Origin of the sequence: Sorangium sp. KYC3313 (assembly GCF_052075895.1) — a bacterium.
GTDB classification, from domain to species: domain Bacteria; phylum Myxococcota_A; class Polyangia; order Polyangiales; family Polyangiaceae; genus Sorangium; species Sorangium cellulosum_B.
The window spans coordinates 6,300,300-6,314,630 of sequence record NZ_CP197255.1; the positions used below are offsets into that span (position 1 = coordinate 6,300,300).

12 protein-coding genes and 1 pseudogene are annotated in these 14,331 nt (G+C 71.3%); 5 read left to right on the forward strand and 8 right to left on the reverse strand.

The window, feature by feature from the left end:
• The first annotated feature begins 238 nt into the window (after window positions 1–238).
• Window positions 239–871, forward strand: coding sequence for a TetR/AcrR family transcriptional regulator (locus tag ACSRUE_RS24515; protein WP_441285703.1), 633 nt, complete (start codon window positions 239–241; stop codon window positions 869–871).
• Entirely contained in the window at window positions 868–1,812 is a 945-nt protein-coding gene (locus ACSRUE_RS24520; RefSeq protein ID WP_441285704.1) for an alpha/beta fold hydrolase, read from the forward strand. Before ACSRUE_RS24515 ends, ACSRUE_RS24520 begins: the two co-directional genes overlap by 4 nt.
• 405 nt (window positions 1,813–2,217) lie before the next feature.
• On the opposite strand, the pseudogene ACSRUE_RS24525 reads toward ACSRUE_RS24520, so the two are convergent.
• From ACSRUE_RS24525 to ACSRUE_RS24535, 3 genes and pseudogenes are all read right to left on the reverse strand, one after another.
• A pseudogene (locus tag ACSRUE_RS24525) lies at window positions 2,218–2,400 on the reverse strand (aldo/keto reductase); the annotation flags it as partial.
• A gap of 57 nt (window positions 2,401–2,457) precedes the next feature.
• On the reverse strand, window positions 2,458–3,291 hold the full coding sequence (locus tag ACSRUE_RS24530; RefSeq protein WP_441285705.1) for an ABC transporter permease: 834 nt from the start codon (window positions 3,289–3,291) through the stop codon (window positions 2,458–2,460).
• Window positions 3,284–4,153: an ABC transporter ATP-binding protein gene (locus ACSRUE_RS24535; RefSeq protein ID WP_441285706.1), complete on the reverse strand. Its 870-nt coding sequence runs from the start codon at window positions 4,151–4,153 to the stop codon at window positions 3,284–3,286. The genes ACSRUE_RS24530 and ACSRUE_RS24535 overlap by 8 nt, the downstream gene beginning before the upstream one ends.
• Window positions 4,154–4,422: 269 nt before the next feature.
• Here ACSRUE_RS24535 and ACSRUE_RS24540 point away from each other — a divergent pair, with 269 nt between their 5' ends.
• On the forward strand, window positions 4,423–5,649 hold the full coding sequence (locus ACSRUE_RS24540; RefSeq protein WP_441285707.1) for a PAS domain S-box protein: 1,227 nt from the start codon (window positions 4,423–4,425) through the stop codon (window positions 5,647–5,649).
• A gap of 76 nt (window positions 5,650–5,725) precedes the next feature.
• Here the strand turns inward: ACSRUE_RS24540 and ACSRUE_RS24545 are convergent, their stop codons facing one another.
• Window positions 5,726–6,649 (reverse strand): LysR substrate-binding domain-containing protein, encoded by a 924-nt coding sequence (locus tag ACSRUE_RS24545; RefSeq protein ID WP_441285708.1) that lies wholly within the window; start codon window positions 6,647–6,649, stop codon window positions 5,726–5,728.
• A 116-nt stretch (window positions 6,650–6,765) separates the two neighbouring features.
• Here ACSRUE_RS24545 and ACSRUE_RS24550 point away from each other — a divergent pair, with 116 nt between their 5' ends.
• The gene (locus tag ACSRUE_RS24550; RefSeq protein ID WP_441285709.1) at window positions 6,766–7,503 is read left to right on the forward strand and encodes a cysteine hydrolase family protein; all 738 of its coding nucleotides are present in this window, start codon (window positions 6,766–6,768) and stop codon (window positions 7,501–7,503) included.
• 28 nt (window positions 7,504–7,531) lie between these two features.
• On the opposite strand, the gene ACSRUE_RS24555 is transcribed toward ACSRUE_RS24550, so the two are convergent.
• From ACSRUE_RS24555 to ACSRUE_RS24570, 4 genes are all read right to left on the reverse strand, one after another.
• The gene (locus ACSRUE_RS24555) at window positions 7,532–7,768 is read right to left on the reverse strand and encodes a hypothetical protein (RefSeq protein ID WP_012237396.1); all 237 of its coding nucleotides are present in this window, start codon (window positions 7,766–7,768) and stop codon (window positions 7,532–7,534) included.
• A gap of 647 nt (window positions 7,769–8,415) precedes the next feature.
• The gene (locus ACSRUE_RS24560) at window positions 8,416–10,461 is read right to left on the reverse strand and encodes an OPT family oligopeptide transporter (protein ID WP_441285710.1); all 2,046 of its coding nucleotides are present in this window, start codon (window positions 10,459–10,461) and stop codon (window positions 8,416–8,418) included.
• 565 nt (window positions 10,462–11,026) lie between these two features.
• Window positions 11,027–11,779: a hypothetical protein gene (locus ACSRUE_RS24565; RefSeq protein ID WP_441285711.1), complete on the reverse strand. Its 753-nt coding sequence runs from the start codon at window positions 11,777–11,779 to the stop codon at window positions 11,027–11,029.
• A gap of 132 nt (window positions 11,780–11,911) precedes the next feature.
• Window positions 11,912–12,529, reverse strand: a complete 618-nt coding sequence (locus ACSRUE_RS24570; protein WP_441285712.1) for a hypothetical protein — start codon at window positions 12,527–12,529, stop codon at window positions 11,912–11,914.
• A gap of 200 nt (window positions 12,530–12,729) precedes the next feature.
• Between ACSRUE_RS24570 and ACSRUE_RS24575 the strand changes: the two genes are divergently transcribed.
• Window positions 12,730–14,205, forward strand: coding sequence for a thioredoxin family protein (locus ACSRUE_RS24575; RefSeq protein WP_441285713.1), 1,476 nt, complete (start codon window positions 12,730–12,732; stop codon window positions 14,203–14,205).
• Window positions 14,206–14,331: the final 126 nt, after the last annotated feature.

Below are 14,331 nucleotides of genomic sequence, written 5' to 3' on the forward strand. Positions count from 1 at the left end.
ACCTGGGTCGGATGCCCAGGGTCGGATGCTCGGGGTCTGCCCAGGCGGGCGTCCTCGACGGGCGTCCCGACGGGCGTCCTCAACCTGGGTCGGATGTACGACGGGCGGGCGTCCTCAACCTGGGTCGGATGCCCGTCCTCAACCTGGGTCGGATGCCCGACTGGATGCCCTCAACCACGCTGCGCGCCGGCCCAATTCTCCTTGTGCGCCGCTCCTCGCCATGTAATGAACTCGTTCAGTGAACGAGTTCACTAAAAGAACCGGCCGGCGCGACGCCCAGAAGGACGCGACGCACGCCCGGATCCTCGAGGCCGCGCGCGACCACTTCGAGCGCCACGGCTTCGAGGCCGCCAACGTCCGCGCCATCGCCGCGGACGCCGGCGTGGCCGCCGGCACGGTCCTCCTCCACTTCGCCGACAAGCGCGACCTGCTCCACGCCGCGCTGTTCGACGACCTCGCTGCCACCGCGGCCGAGGCCGTCCGCGACGAGGAGCCCGGCTCCCTCGAGCAGCGGCTTCACCGGCTCGGGGCCGCCTTCTTCGCGTACTACGCCCGCCGGCCGGCCCTCTCGAAGACGCTGCTCCGCGACGCCCTGTTCGCCGACCCGCCCTGGCAGGCCCGCTTCACCGAGCAGGTCGCCGCCGTGCACGGCCGCGTCGTCGAGCTCTTCAACGCTGCCCGCGCGCAGGGGGAGGTCGCCGACGACGCCGACCCCGCGCTCTTCGGCGTCGCCTTCTTCTCCTTCTACTACTTCGCGCTGATCGCGTGGGCCCAGGGCGCGCACCCGTCCCCCATCGCCCTGCTCGATCGGCTCGTCGCTCAGCACCTCTGCGGCCTCCGCCCCGCAGCCAACGTCAGGAGGGCTCGATGACGTCATCCATCATGTTCCGCAGTCCAGAGGCGCGCGCGCGCATCGCGGCGTGGTTCGACAGGTTCCACGAGAAGCTCCCGGTCCCGGCCCGATCGCGCGAGGTCTCCACCCGCTTCGGCGCCACGCACGTCCTCATCGCCGGCCCCGAGAACGCCCCGCCGCTCGTCTGCCTCCACGGCGCGCTCGCCAGCTCCGCGCACCTCCTGCCCGAGCTCGCCCCGCTCCTCGCGCGCTACCGCGTCCACGTCGTCGACGTCATCGGCCAGTCCGTCAAGAGCGCCGACCTCCGCCTGCCGATCGACGGGCCCGCCTACGCCGAGTGGCTCACCGACGTTCTCGACGCGCTCGGCCTCGCGCGCGTCCACCTCCTCGGCGTGAGCTGGGGCGGCTTCGCGGCCCTGCGCATGGCCCAGGTCGCGCCCGCCCGCATCGACCGGCTCGTCCTGATCGTCCCGGCGGCCCTCGTGTCGGGCTCGGCGTGGCAAGGCCTCACCCGCATCGCGATCCCGATGGCCCTCTACCGCGCCTTCCCCTCGGAAGAGCGCCTCGCGCGCCTCGTCTCCGGCCTGTTCTCCACGCACGACGCCATGTGGTGCTCCTACTTCGGCGACGCCGTCCGCAGCTACCGGCTCGATTTCCGCCCGCCGCCCCTCGCCACCCCCGCGTCCCTCGCCGGCTTCACGCGGCCCGCGCTCGTGTTCGGCGCCGACGACGACGTGAGCTTCCCCGGCGCGAAGCTGCTCGCGCGCGCGAAGGAGCTCCTGCCGCACGCCGAGACCGAGCTGCTCGAGGGGTGCCGCCACTCGCCCCCCACCGACGACGCCTTCCGCGCGCGGCTCTGCGGGCGGATCTCGCGCTTCCTCGGCAGCGACGCCGCGCGCGACGCCGCCGACGTCGCGCCGCCCCCCGCGCCGCCCGGGCTCGCCGCGCCGGTCGCGTGACCCCGCGCCGCGCTCCCGCCGGCGAGCGCCCCTCAGTGCCCCGACACGTCGTCGACCTGCGCGAACGCCTCGACGAGGCGCTCGCGCGCCCGCGCCGACAGCGGCGGCGCCTCGATCGAGCGCCAGGTCGGCGAGCAGCTCCCGCAGCCGATCGGGCCGGCTCAGCGCGCGCCGGACCACGAACATGATCAGCGTCCCGATGTCCTTCGCCCGCGTCAGCGGGAACACCCGCGCTCGCGCCGACTGGTTCAGAAGGTTGAACCCGACCATCACGACGTCCCACACATCGTCGCGGAGCGCCTGCTCGAGCATCGCGTGCGTCGGCGGCGCCTCGAGGCGCGTCGTCTTCTTCGTCGAGAGCACCACGCGGTCGCGCGGCACCTCGCGGAGCGCCTTGCCGAGGAGCCCCTCGGTCCCGTACGCCTCCGCCGTGTCGATGAAGCTCACACCGCGCTCTATGGCCGCACGGACGAGCCGGAGCGACTCGGCCTCCGCGATGCGCCCGGACCCGAGCCGGCTGTCGCCGCCCGCGCCCAGGCCGAGCACGCCGACCTCGAGGCCGGTCCGGCCCAGGATGATTCGATTCACGATGGTCCTCTCCCTCGATGAACGGTGATCGTCACGGCGCCCACGCCGGGCGCGGGCTCACTCCTTCGGGGCGACCTTCCACGACGTGAACCGCCGCTCGACGCGCATGAGCAGGTGATTGAACGTCAGCCCGAGCGCCGTGATCGTCAAGATGCCGACATACATGCTCGGGATCTGGAAATTGTATTGCGCGTAGATGATCAGGTATCCGAGCCCCGCCTTGGCCCCGATCATCTCCGCCGCGACGAGGACGAGCAGCGAGTACGCGCCCGCCAGGCGGATACCCACGAAGATCGTCGGGACCGCGGCCGGCAGGATGACCTTGCGGAACAGCTGGAGCGGCGACAGCCCCATCGTGCGCGCCGACTTGATGAGCAGCGGATCGACCCCGCGCACCCCGCTGATCGTGTTGAGCAGGATCGGCCAGGTGCACGAGTAGATGACGAGCGCGATCTTCGAGGACTCCCCGATCCCGAGCAGCAGCAGGAACACGGGCAGGAGCGCGAGCGCCGCGGTGTTGCGCAGCACCTCGAGCAGCGGGTTCAGCGCGTCCGCCACGCCCTTGTACCACCCGATCGCGAGCCCGAGCGGCACGCCCACCGAGATCGCCAGCGTGAAGCCGACGAGAGAGCGCGACAGGCTCGCCTTGATGTGGCTCAGGAGCTGCCCGTTCTGGAGCAGCTGCCACCCCGTCGCCAGCACCTCGGACAGCGGCGGCAGGAACGCCCCCTCCACGAGGCCCACCCGCGGCGCCGTCTCCCACAGGGCGGCGACCGCGAGGAGGATCCCCGACCGCGCGACGGCGCGGCCGAGCCACCGCGCCGCGTCGCCCACGAGCTGCCCTTGCTGCGACTCCTCGGGCAGCAGAATCGATTGCTCCAGGCTAGCCATTGACCGCCACCACGCCCGCCACGGGGCGGCTCTCCGCCGCGCGCTTCTGCCGCTTGCTCCGCTCCTGCTCCTCGGCCTTCAGCACCTCCTCGCGCAGCAGCGTCCAGATCTCGTGCCGCAGCCTGCCGAACTCCGGCGTCGACCGCGCGTCCTCGTAGCCCCGGATCTCCTCCGGGATATCGATGACCCGCTTCACCCTTCCGGGCCGGGACGTCATGATCGCGACCCGCTGCCCGAGGAACACCGCCTCGTCGATGCTGTGCGTGATGAACAGGATCGTCTTGCGCGACTTCTCCCAGATCCGGAGCAGCTCCGCCTGCAGCGACTCGCGCGTCTGCGCGTCCAGCGCCGCGAACGGCTCGTCCATCATCAGCACCTCCGGGTCGTAGGCGAGGCTCCTCGCGATGGCCACCCGCTGCTTCATGCCGCCCGACAGCTCGTGCGGATACCGATCCTCGAAGCCGGAGAGGCTGACCAGATCCAGGTAATTCTGGGCGATCTCCTTGCGCCGGCTCTCCGGGATGCCCTTGGCCTCGAGCCCGAACTCGACGTTCTCGCGCGCCGTCCGCCACGGGAAGAGCGCATACTGCTGGAACACGATCCCTCGATCGAGGGCCGGGCCCGTGATCGGCTTGCCGTCGAGCAGGAGCCTGCCGCTGCACGGCTTCGACAGGCCGCCGAGCAGATCGACGAGCGTCGACTTGCCGCACCCGCTCGGCCCGACGAGGACCATCAGCTCGCCGGCCCTCACGTCGAGGTTGAGGTCCTCGATGGCCGTGAACCGCGCGCTCTCCTTGGCGCCCGCCGGCCCTTTGACGGCGAATGTCTTGCTCACATGGTGGAACTGGATCTTGTTGCTCATGGCTCCTCCTGCTCCCGAACCTCGACGAGGGGGCCCCTTCACGGACCGCCGTTGAGCACGCCTCGTACCAAGCGTGAGCCGGCTCCCTGGACGCAAATCCGCTATAACAGATGGCGGCGTGCTGCTGGAGCAGCAGGCGCTTGCTCACGGAGTGTTGCTACAGCAACAGTGGATTCGTCCTTACGAACCCAGGGCGGTCTGCGGGTGGTCCGACGAGGGCGAATGACAGTTATTTCGACGTGACCGAACGCCCAGGGTAAATTCCATCTATGACCGCCGCCACCACGTCATGGGGAGAAGTCGACGCCGAGAAACTCGCGGGCAAGCGCGCACGCCTCTTCGAGCGAGCGCCGGTCGCGATCGTCCAGTACGGCAAGGAGCTCATGATCGAGGACTGGAACGGCGCGGCCGAGCGCCTGCTCGGCCACACGCGGAAGGAGGCGCTCGGCCAGCGCGTGGACGAGCTCCTGCGGGCGCCCGGCAGCCCCGACGGGTGGCAGCTGCTCCTCGCGGAGGACGGGGCGGCCCCCCGGGTGTGGAGCCACGCCAGGAAGGACGGCGCCGTGCTGAGCGTCGAGTGGCGCCACGAGCGCATCCTCGACGAGCACGGAGAGGTCATCGGCGTCGGCGTGTTCGGGCAGGACGTGACGGAGCGGACCGATCAGGCTCGTCGCCACCATCAGAGAGAGGTGATCCTGCAGGCCATCACGCAGTCGCTCCCGATCATCGTCTGGGCCATCGACCGCGAGGGGATCTTCACGTGCCACGAGGGCAAGGCGCTCGAGGCCATCGGGCTCCAGCAGGGCGCGCACATCGGCAAGAACGTGTTCGACCTCTACGCGAGCAACCCGCAGGGGTGCGAGGTGCTGCGGCGGGCGCTCGCGGGCGAAGCGAGCCATTCGGAGTCCCTGACGCACGGGGTGTTCTGGGACAACTGGGAGGTCCCCATGCGCGACGAGCAGGGCGAGGTGTCCTCGGTCGTCGGCTTCACCCTCGACATCAGCAAGCCAAAGAACACCGAGCAGGAGCTCCGGGCCAGGCTGGACCTCATCGAGCGGCAACAGCGGGTCATCCGCGACCTGTCGACTCCCATCATCCAGGTGTGGGACGGCGTGCTGACCCTGCCGATGATCGGCGTGCTCGACAGCGCCCGGACAGCGGAGGTGATGGATACCCTGCTCGACGCCATCGTCCGCACGGGCTCGCGCTTCGCCATCCTCGACCTCACCGGCGTCGAGCTGGTCGACACGAAGACCGCGAGCTACCTCCTCGACCTCGTCGCCGCGATCCGGCTGCTCGGCGCCGAGGGCATCGTCGCGGGCATCCGCTCGAACGTCGCCCAGACCATCGTCAGCCTCGGGCTCGATCTGGCCAACATCACCACCCTCGGGAACCTCCGGGCGGCGCTCCAGCACTGCATCCGTCAGATGACCAAGGAGCGCGCGGCCGGCGCGGCGCACGCTTCGCTCCAGGGCGCTGCTCCGCGGCACCTGTGACAGCGCCGCGCGGACGACCGCTCCGGCGCGGCGCGCCCTCGGCTCCCCTGCGCTCCCTCACGATCGCCGCGCCGGCTCACGGCTTCCGCGCCGCCGGCTTCGCCGTCCCCGCTGCCCCCATCGCCCTGGCCAGCGCGTCGACGACGACGCGGACCGCAGCGCGCGCGGGCGCGGCGTAGACCGCGAAGCTGGCGCGCCTCGAGGCGCCGTACTCCGGCAGCACGCGCCGCAGCGCGCCGCTCTCGAGCTGATCCTGGACGACGTAATCGGGGAGGTTCGCCAGGCCGAGGCCGGCCACCGCGGCGTCGCGCAGCGTGATCGTGTCGCTGGAGCGGAATGTGCCGCTCACCGGGACGACGCGCTCGCCCTCGGGGCCCACGAGCGTCCACCGCGCGACAGGCTCGAGGTTGAGCGTGATGCAGTCGTGGGCGGCCAGGTCATCGAGGCAGCGCGGCGTCCCGTGGCGCCGCAGGTACCGCGGGCTCGCGCAGAGCACGCGCAGGTCGTCGGCGAGCCGCCGCGCGACGAGCGAAGCAGGGGAGATCTCGGCGGCCAGGCGCACCGCCACGTCGACGCGCTCGGCCACCAGATCGACGATGCGGTCGGTGAGGTCGAGATCGATGCGGAGCTCCGGGTACCTCGCGCGACAGGCCAGCACCGCGGGCGCGACGCGGATCGAGCCGAGGACCGTGGGCGCCGAGATGCGCAGCGTCCCGCGCGGCGTCCCGTCGAGATCCGCGACCGCCCGGCGCGCCTCCTCGATGTCCGAGAGGATCCGGTCTGCGCGCTCGGCGTACAGGTTCCCCGCCTCCGTGAGGCTCACGCGGCGCGTGGTGCGCCGGAGGAGCTGCGCGCCGAGGCGCTCCTCCAGCCGCGCGACCTGCTTGCTGACCGACGACGACGTGAGCCCGAGCGCCCTCGCCGCCGCCGAGAAGCTCTGCCGCCGCGCGACCTCGAGGAACGCCCTCATCTCGTCCAGGTGACCGCCCAGCGGATCCATTCGATTCGTTCCTTCCGCGACGCAATCCTCGTCGGACGACCAGGATTATCACGCGCCTGCTCCAGATCTAGCTTCCTGGAGCGCGAGGCGACCGCCTCGCCGTGGAGGAGGCATCCATGCTCACGCAAGCTCGCGGACGTACGGGCGTCGCGCTGCTGTTCTTCATCCTGGTTTCGGCCCTGACCGCGGAGCGGCTCGCGGCGTTGCCTCCGGCAGCGGGCGAGGCGACCACGCTGCGAAGGCTGTACGGCCTCGGGCAGGTCGACCGGCTCCACCGGGAGCGCACGGCGCTCGTGCTCGTCGACTTCCAGGAAGAGTTCTTCTCGGGCGGGCTCAAGCTGCCGGGCGCTCGCGCGGCGCTGGAGAACGCGGCCAGGCTCCTCCGCTGGGCCCGGGAGAGCGGGATCACGGTGGCGCACGTGCGGAACGTCGGGGCGAACGGCGCCCGGCTCTTCGCCGCGGACAGCCCGCGCGTCGACTTCGCGCCCGCGGCGCGGCCGCTCGACGGAGAGCTCGTGATCACGAAATCGATGGCCGGCGGCTTCACGAGGACCGATCTCGACGACCAGCTCCGCCGCCGCGGCGTGGACACGATCATCGTGAGCGGCCTCATGACCCACCTCGCGGTCGACTCGACGGTGCGGGACGGGCTCGTGCTCGGCTACCGCGTCCTGCTCCCGAGCGACGCGTCGGCGAGCCGCGATCTACCGGCCGTCGAGGGCGCACAGGGCGCGCGCGTGCTCGATCACCGGACCGTGCACGAGGTCTCCCTCGCCGCGCTCGCCGATCGCTTCGCCGACGTGCTGCCGACCGAGGGCGTCCTCGCGCTTCCGGTCCACGACGCCGCGAAGTGAACCCTCTCTGGCCGCATGGCGGGCGGGCTCACGCCACCCGATCGATCGCCCCCTGAACGCCCTCCTGCTTGGAACAGTGCGCACAGCAGTAGAACGCCCCGCCGGCCTCGATGCCGTGTCCCACGATGCGGCAGGCGCAGTGGGCGCACACGGGCGCGAGCTTGTGAATCGCGCACTCGAAGCAATCGAAGGTGTAGCTCGTGCCGCCCACCATGATTTGAAATGCCTTGTCGTAGCTGTTGCCGCAGCAGTCACACGTGTTCATGAGAACCTCTCGACGGTTAGGGGATGACGTTGCGCCGCGCGCCGAGGGCGGCCGGCCCTCGCGATCACCCCGGGCTCCTTGGGTGGCTGTCCCGGCGCCGGCGGGTCTTCGATCTCCGGAGAGCGCTCTCCGGGCGCTGGTGGAGGGGGCGGGGGATCCCGACGCGCCGGCTCGCCAGGATCGGGATCGCGCCGCGGCGGCTCGCGCGGCGCCGGATCCTGCGCCGGCGGACCCCGTCCTGGATCGCCGACGGGCTCGGGGTTGGGCGTTCCTCGGGAGGGGGGCGCATTCACCGGCATGGACGGTTCTTTCCTCGCGCGTCCTTGGCTGACCTCGTGTTGACGCGGTGCAAACAAGGCTGCATGAATCGCGCCACGAGCGCTTCCGAGCGGAGCGGCTCGACAGCGCGACGTGCTGCGCCCGCGCGGTCCTGGTACGCGCTCGCCGCGGCCCTCCAAGGCGCGCATTCCTGTCACAGTGAGGCGCGGCTGCATGGCTGAGGCCGGCTCGACGAGCCGCCAACGCACCTCCACATCCGCGCGCGCTCGAAGGGCGAGGCGCCGCGCCGAGCACACCCGTGCGCCGGGTCGGGCTCAGCAGGCGGCCGCGAGCGAGCCGGATGGGCCCGCCCGTCGACCGTCAGCGCTTCACTTCGGGAGGAAATGAAGGATCTGCCCGAGCGCCTTGGTGAGGCTCTCGGCCTCCAGCACGTCGGGCAGCACCAGCACGCCGAGCACGCTGAGGCCGATGCCCATCAGCGAGCCTCCGGCGATCACGCCCGCGCAGATGGCCTCGGTGTTCTCCGCGGCGAGCGCGTACCAGGGCCGCGCGGGCGGCGCGTCCGAGCGCCCGCCCGGCGCCGTCTCGCTGAGCCGCGTCTCCTGCTCGCGCTTCTTGTGCCAGAGCGCGGCGCGCCGATCGAGCAGCCAGAAGAGGAACGAGCCGAGGAACATCGACCAGATATCGGTGAAGTTGAGGATGAACGCGAGCCCCAGGGCGACCGCGGAGAGGGGGAATCGGTTCTTCGTGACCTGCCTCGTGACCTCGACGAGGATCCCGACGATCGCCCCGACCACCACCGCGGACTTGGCCGTCGGGTGGAGGAAATCGAGCCCCTTCATCAGCACCTCGGCGACGGCCTTCCACGTGAGCGCGCTCGGGACCGGCAGCTGCTCCGTCCCGTAGCGGCCGATGTCGCCCTGGATGAGCACGAGGTACCAGATGGGCACCGAGAGCACGAGCCCCGCGACCGTCCCGAGCACGTGCCCCATCGCCTGGTGGCGCGGCTTGCCGCCGAGCATGTAGCCCGGCTTGATATCCATCAGCAGGTTCGCCGTGTTGCTCGCGACCTCGGCGGTGATCCCGGCCGTCATCAGGTTCGTCGTGATGTTCTTCGGGGCGAGGGCGCCGTAGGTGAGCTGCGTCAGCTTGCCGAGCGCCCCGGTCGGGGTGATCGCCGTGATGGCCGTCGAGTTGACCGCGATGAGCGAGAAGATGAAGACGAGCGGTATCGCGAGCGCCCCGAGCCACCAGGAGATCCCGAACCAGAGCTGCCCGAGCACCACGATCACCGCGCCGACGACGGGTATGCCGATGATCGACAGCTTCACCGGGAGCTCGATGTCCGCGAGCACGTCGGTCGCTCCACCCTTCTTGGTGAGGCCCTTGAACGCGTCGAGGATCACCTTGGGCTTGGAGAAGAAGGCGTAGAGAGAGGACGTCGTCATGCACGCGACGCCGCCCCACAGCGCCCAGAGGGTGATCGCCCCGAACCCGAAATGCCCGTTCTTCGGCAGGATGATCCCGCGCTCGATCAGGATCGGCGCGAGGATCCAGTAGTTGAGGATCCCGCCGAGGAGGAGCGACACGCCGGTCCGGATGCCCATCAGGCCGCCCGTGGCGACGAAGATGATGCTCGTGTCGAACCGGATGGTGAGCTCGTTCAGGGGGGTGCCGCGGATGGCCGGCGAGAGGCCCGAGCGCTTGAGCAGATCGGCGAAGCGCCCGCCATAGAGGAGCTCGTCGTAGTAATGCGGGATGTTCTTCAGCGCGAAGAGCGCGCGCATCACCTTGTCGTCGCGGAGGAGCTCGAGCGCGGCGCTCAGGAGGCCGCCGCCGAGGAGGAGCTTCGCCTTGAAGAGGCCCTCCTTCTCGTCGCTCTCGTGCAGCGCGTCCATCACGATGCCGGCGGCCATCCCCTCGGGGAAGGGCTGCTGCTCGTCGTTGATGAAGCGCTTCTTCATCGGGAAGGCGAAGAGCACGCCCAGGATGGCGAGGACGAACATCCAGATCATCGCCTGGCCCATGGGGATGATCGTCGTCGTGACCATCGAGTAGGCCGCGAGGCTCGTGAAGAGCGGCGCGTTCATGTATCCGGCCGACGTCGCGATGGACTGCATCGCGTTGTTCTCGAGCACGGTCATGTCGCTGCCGAGGCCGAGCCTGGAGAGCACCTTGAAGAGCCCGAAGGCCAGGATCACGCTCGTGATCCCGACGCCGAGCGACCAGCCGGTGCGCGCGCCGATGTACAGGTTCGTGAGCGACAGGAACGCGCCGAGGAGCATGCCCGTGATCGCCGAGCGCCACGTGAGCTGGGGCATGTCGCCGCGGTAAACGTTCTTCAGCCACCATGCGTCCTTCTCTTCGAGCGACATGGTGTGAACCTGCTCTGGCGTGAGCTGTTTGATGGCCATTGCGCGGCGACCTCCTCGCACCTTGTACCATGGTGGACGACGCGCCGTGCATCTCTTCGGCGAGCGCCGGCGGCGCGGATCTCGCCGATTCCTCGTTCGCCGCAGCTCCCGCGCGCCCATCGCCGATCCCGGCGAAATGCATGATGCGACGGAATTGCTGGCCCCGTGTCACGAGGCTCTCCCCGCGAGCCGCGTGGCTTCCATGTTAGAGAAGGCTCATGGCGACCGCCGCGCTCGAGGCAAGTCGCAAGGCCGCCAAGGCGGCGGATCCGAGCGCGTCGCTCCCGCACAGCTTCACCTGATGCGAGGACGCCTCCCGTCCCGAAGGATGACGCTGGTTCGACAACCTATCTGGATGGATACGAAGAAGCCAGGGGATGCGGCCGACTGCCGATCGCGCCGAGCGGCGCTGTGGCTCTACTGCGGGAAGTTGCCCCGGAGCGGCAGAAAAGCCGCCAAGCCGCCAAGGGCAGAGGGGAAGGGGGCTGTCCGGGCATCCCCCCTATTCCCCGGTTCTCTTGGCGCCCTTGGCGGTTTGCTTCCCGGCCGACTTCCCGCAGCAGAGCTAGCGGCGTCGCCGCTGCTCGGCGACCGCCGCCGCGGCCTCCGCCTCCGCCTCCGCCTGGACGGCGGCGTCGTCCGGCAGCGGCAGCGCCTGAACCGCAGGGAACCGCACGCCGAACACGCCGGCGCCCGCGTCGACCGGCGCCACGCGCTCCCTCGTGGGCCGCGCGTCGAGCTCGACGATCCGGTTCACCGTGCGCTGCATGGCGATGGCGACGAACAGCCAGGTGATCGGGCCAGTCAGGAGCTGGATGTACGGGATGACGCTCGCCACACACGCCGCGATGACCAGGCCCCGCGGCACGCCGTCGGGCATGCCCCGCAGGCGGCACTGCAGGTTCACGCGATCACAGAGCCGGAGGCCGTTCCAGAAGATCCAGTAGTAGTTGAAGTACGGGGCGAAGTGCAGGCCGATGGCCTTCCCCACGGAGGGATCGTCGCGCTCTGCCTGCGGCAGCTGGGCGTGCATCGCGTTGAAGCGGATGAACGACACGATTCCGAACGTCACGACGTGCAGCAGCGCCGTGGCCCACACCGGAAACGCCTCGAGCTGATGCCGCGCGAGCGCGACCCGCTCGCCGGCACCCAGCCCTGCCACGCCGCCGCGATACGTGTTGGAGGCAACAGGCTGCCCGCCGACGCGCTGCGCCAGCAGGGCGTGACGCATGGCCTCGTTCTGTCGGCGCAGGCGCTCGTTCTCGGCCTGAACGTCGTCGAGCTTGCCCGCGAGCGCGTCTCGATCGGAACGGAACACGGGGCAAGTATAGCGCCGCGACCAGGGCCAGCAGGCCGAAGCGGCGGGCCGAGCGGGTGATCAGGCCCCCATGGCCCGCACGAGGCACGAGATGGAGAGCCGTGGCGCTCTCGGCGCAGGGCAGATGGGGTATCAGTCGCCGTCTCGGCCGGCGCCTGTGAATCCGTCTTCCCGGCGCGCGAAGAGGACGTTGAACGTCGTGAGCGTCCCGTAACAGCCCGTGATGTACGCCTGGAGCTGGACCTTCTCCGCGTCGCTCAGCCCCTCGTGCCCGTTGATCTTCTGCTCCAGCACGCGCAGCTTGTCGCGCAGCATCACGATCTTGTGGAAGAACACGTCGAGCGGGATGCGCTTCTCCGCCGTGCCCTCCTTGCCGGGCCGGAGCACGATCTCCCCGCCTTCCCAGCGGCCGCCCATCTCCGCGCGGCCGACGCCGAGCTCCTCGGACAGCACCTCGCGCAGCACACGGCGGAACTCGTCGATATCCATGTCGATGTCGATCTCCCTTGGCAGCGGCGAACGGAAGGGCTGCGGCGCCGTGCTCGGCCGGCGCTCCGGCGACGGGGCGCGCTCGGGCGCGCGCTGCCTGACGCTGGAGCCGCGCGGCTGGCCCGCCGCCCGGGGCGGCGGCGGCGGCGGCGGCGCGCCCTTGGCGCGGTAGCGGGCGCACGTCGCTGTCGCCTTGATCGGCGGCGGGTACACCTCGAGGGCGCACTCGCCGACGCGGCCGCGCGCTGGATCCTCGTGCACCCTGGTAAATGCCGCGCAGCTTCCACACCGGCCCGCGTAATCGTTCACCGCGGCGGGACTGTACCAGCTTTGCGGCTGTCGGGGAGCGCCTTGTGGACGCACGGAGGCGCCTGCCAGCGGCGCCGCGATCCGGTTCCGGTGCCGCGCTCGCCTGTCGCAGCGAGGGCGAGCCGACCGCGGTTCGGCTATCCTGTCTGGCCGTGCGTGCCCCGGCCCTGCTCCCCGCCCTCGTTTCCGCCGCCGCCCTCGCTGCCTGCGCCGCCCTCGCTGCCTGCGCCGCCGAGCCGCCGCCACGCGCGCCGGCGCCTCCGGCCGCCGCGCCGGCGCCTTTGGCCGCCCCGCCGTCGCCCGCTGCCGGGCCGGAGCCGGCGGCCGCGCGGCCGCCGCTCGAGTTCATCCACGACGACGTGCCGCGAGCGCGCGAGAAGGCCCGGACCGAGGGCAAGGCGCTGTTCGTCGATGCGTGGGCGCCGTGGTGCCACACCTGCCTGAGCATGAAGCACTACGTGCTGACCGATCCGTCGCTGCGCCCGTTCGCCGATCGGGTGGTGTTCGCGGACGTCGACACGGATCGACCGGAGAGCGCGCCGTTCCTGGAACGGCACGAGGTGACGGTGTGGCCGACGTTCTTCGTCCTCGAGCCGGCGGGCGGCGAGGTGATCGGGCTCTGGCGGGGCGCCGCCTCGGTCGAGGAGCTGCGCGAGCTGATCCGCGAGGCGCTGCTCGCGATGGATTCGCAGGCTGCGTCGGCGCTGCCCGTGGACGATCCGAACCGCCTGCTGGTCGAGGCGAAGCGGGCCCACAGCGCGGGTGACCACGCCGCGGCGGTGTCCGCCTACCGGCGCGCCCTGGCCCGGGGCGGAGAGGCCTGGCCGCGGCGCAGCGAGGCGCTGCTCGGCCTCCTTTCGGCGCTCTACCGCAAGAAGGACGCCGCGGCGTGCGCGGAGCTCGGCAGCGCGCACGTCGGCGAGGTGAAGGGCGCGGCGCTGCCCGCCGATTTCGCGAGCGTCCTGCTCTCCTGCGCGGCCGCGCTCCCCGGCGGCAAGGCCCAGCGGGCCGCGCGCGAGGCGGCGGTCGCCCGGCTTCGGTCGATCGTCGCGAGCCCGCCCGCGGACGCGAGCGCGGACGACAGGGCCGACGCGTGGGGCCTGCTCGCCGAGGGGCTCGAGGCGCTCGGCGACGCGGGCGGGGCCCGCGCTGCGAGCGAGTCGAAGCTCGCCGTGCTGGAGCGGGCCGCGAAGGAGGCGAAGACGCCCGAGGCGGCAGCCGCATACGACTACGGGCGCGCCATGGCGTATATCGCGCTCGGCCGCGGCGAGGAGGCGGTCGCGATGCTCTCCCAGCGCGAGGCGCAGATGCCCGCCTCGTACGAGCCGCCCGCGCGGCTCGCGCAGGTGCTCCACGCGATGGGCCGCGAGGCGGAGGCGCTCGCCGCGGTGGAGCGGGCCATCGGCCGCGCCTATGGCCCGCGCCGGCTGCGCTACCTGAAGCTCCGCGCGGAGATCCAGCAGCGGCTCGGGCGGGGCGCGGAGCAGATCGCCACGCTGCGCGAGGAGGTGGCCGGCTACGAGGCGCTTCCCAAGGGCCACGCCAGCCAGGCGGCCCTGGACGACGCGCGGCGGCGGCTCGCCGAGGCGGAGAAGGCCCAGCGCGGCGGCGGCGTGAAGAAGCGCTGACGGAGCCTCCCGGCGTCCGCTACGTCTCCCCGGTGCCCACGACCAGGCCCGTCACGCGGAGGCGGTCGAGACGCCAAGGTGGAATTCCAACATTGATGTCTTCCGGCGTTCTCACGGTTTCATCGA

Bases quoted from the DNA above. Each gene is read 5' to 3' on its own strand.
- ACSRUE_RS24520 (WP_441285704.1), top strand. From the start codon at position 868: ATGACGTCATCCATCATGTTCCGCAGTCCAGAGGCGCGCGCGCGCATC.
- ACSRUE_RS24530 (WP_441285705.1), bottom strand. From the start codon at position 3,291: ATGGCTAGCCTGGAGCAATCGATTCTGCTGCCCGAGGAGTCGCAGCAA.
- ACSRUE_RS24535 (WP_441285706.1), bottom strand. From the start codon at position 4,153: ATGAGCAACAAGATCCAGTTCCACCATGTGAGCAAGACATTCGCCGTC.
- ACSRUE_RS24540 (WP_441285707.1), top strand. From the start codon at position 4,423: ATGACCGCCGCCACCACGTCATGGGGAGAAGTCGACGCCGAGAAACTC.
- ACSRUE_RS24545 (WP_441285708.1), bottom strand. From the start codon at position 6,649: ATGGATCCGCTGGGCGGTCACCTGGACGAGATGAGGGCGTTCCTCGAG.
- ACSRUE_RS24550 (WP_441285709.1), top strand. From the start codon at position 6,766: ATGCTCACGCAAGCTCGCGGACGTACGGGCGTCGCGCTGCTGTTCTTC.
- ACSRUE_RS24555 (WP_012237396.1), bottom strand. From the start codon at position 7,768: ATGAACACGTGTGACTGCTGCGGCAACAGCTACGACAAGGCATTTCAA.
- ACSRUE_RS24560 (WP_441285710.1), bottom strand. From the start codon at position 10,461: ATGGCCATCAAACAGCTCACGCCAGAGCAGGTTCACACCATGTCGCTC.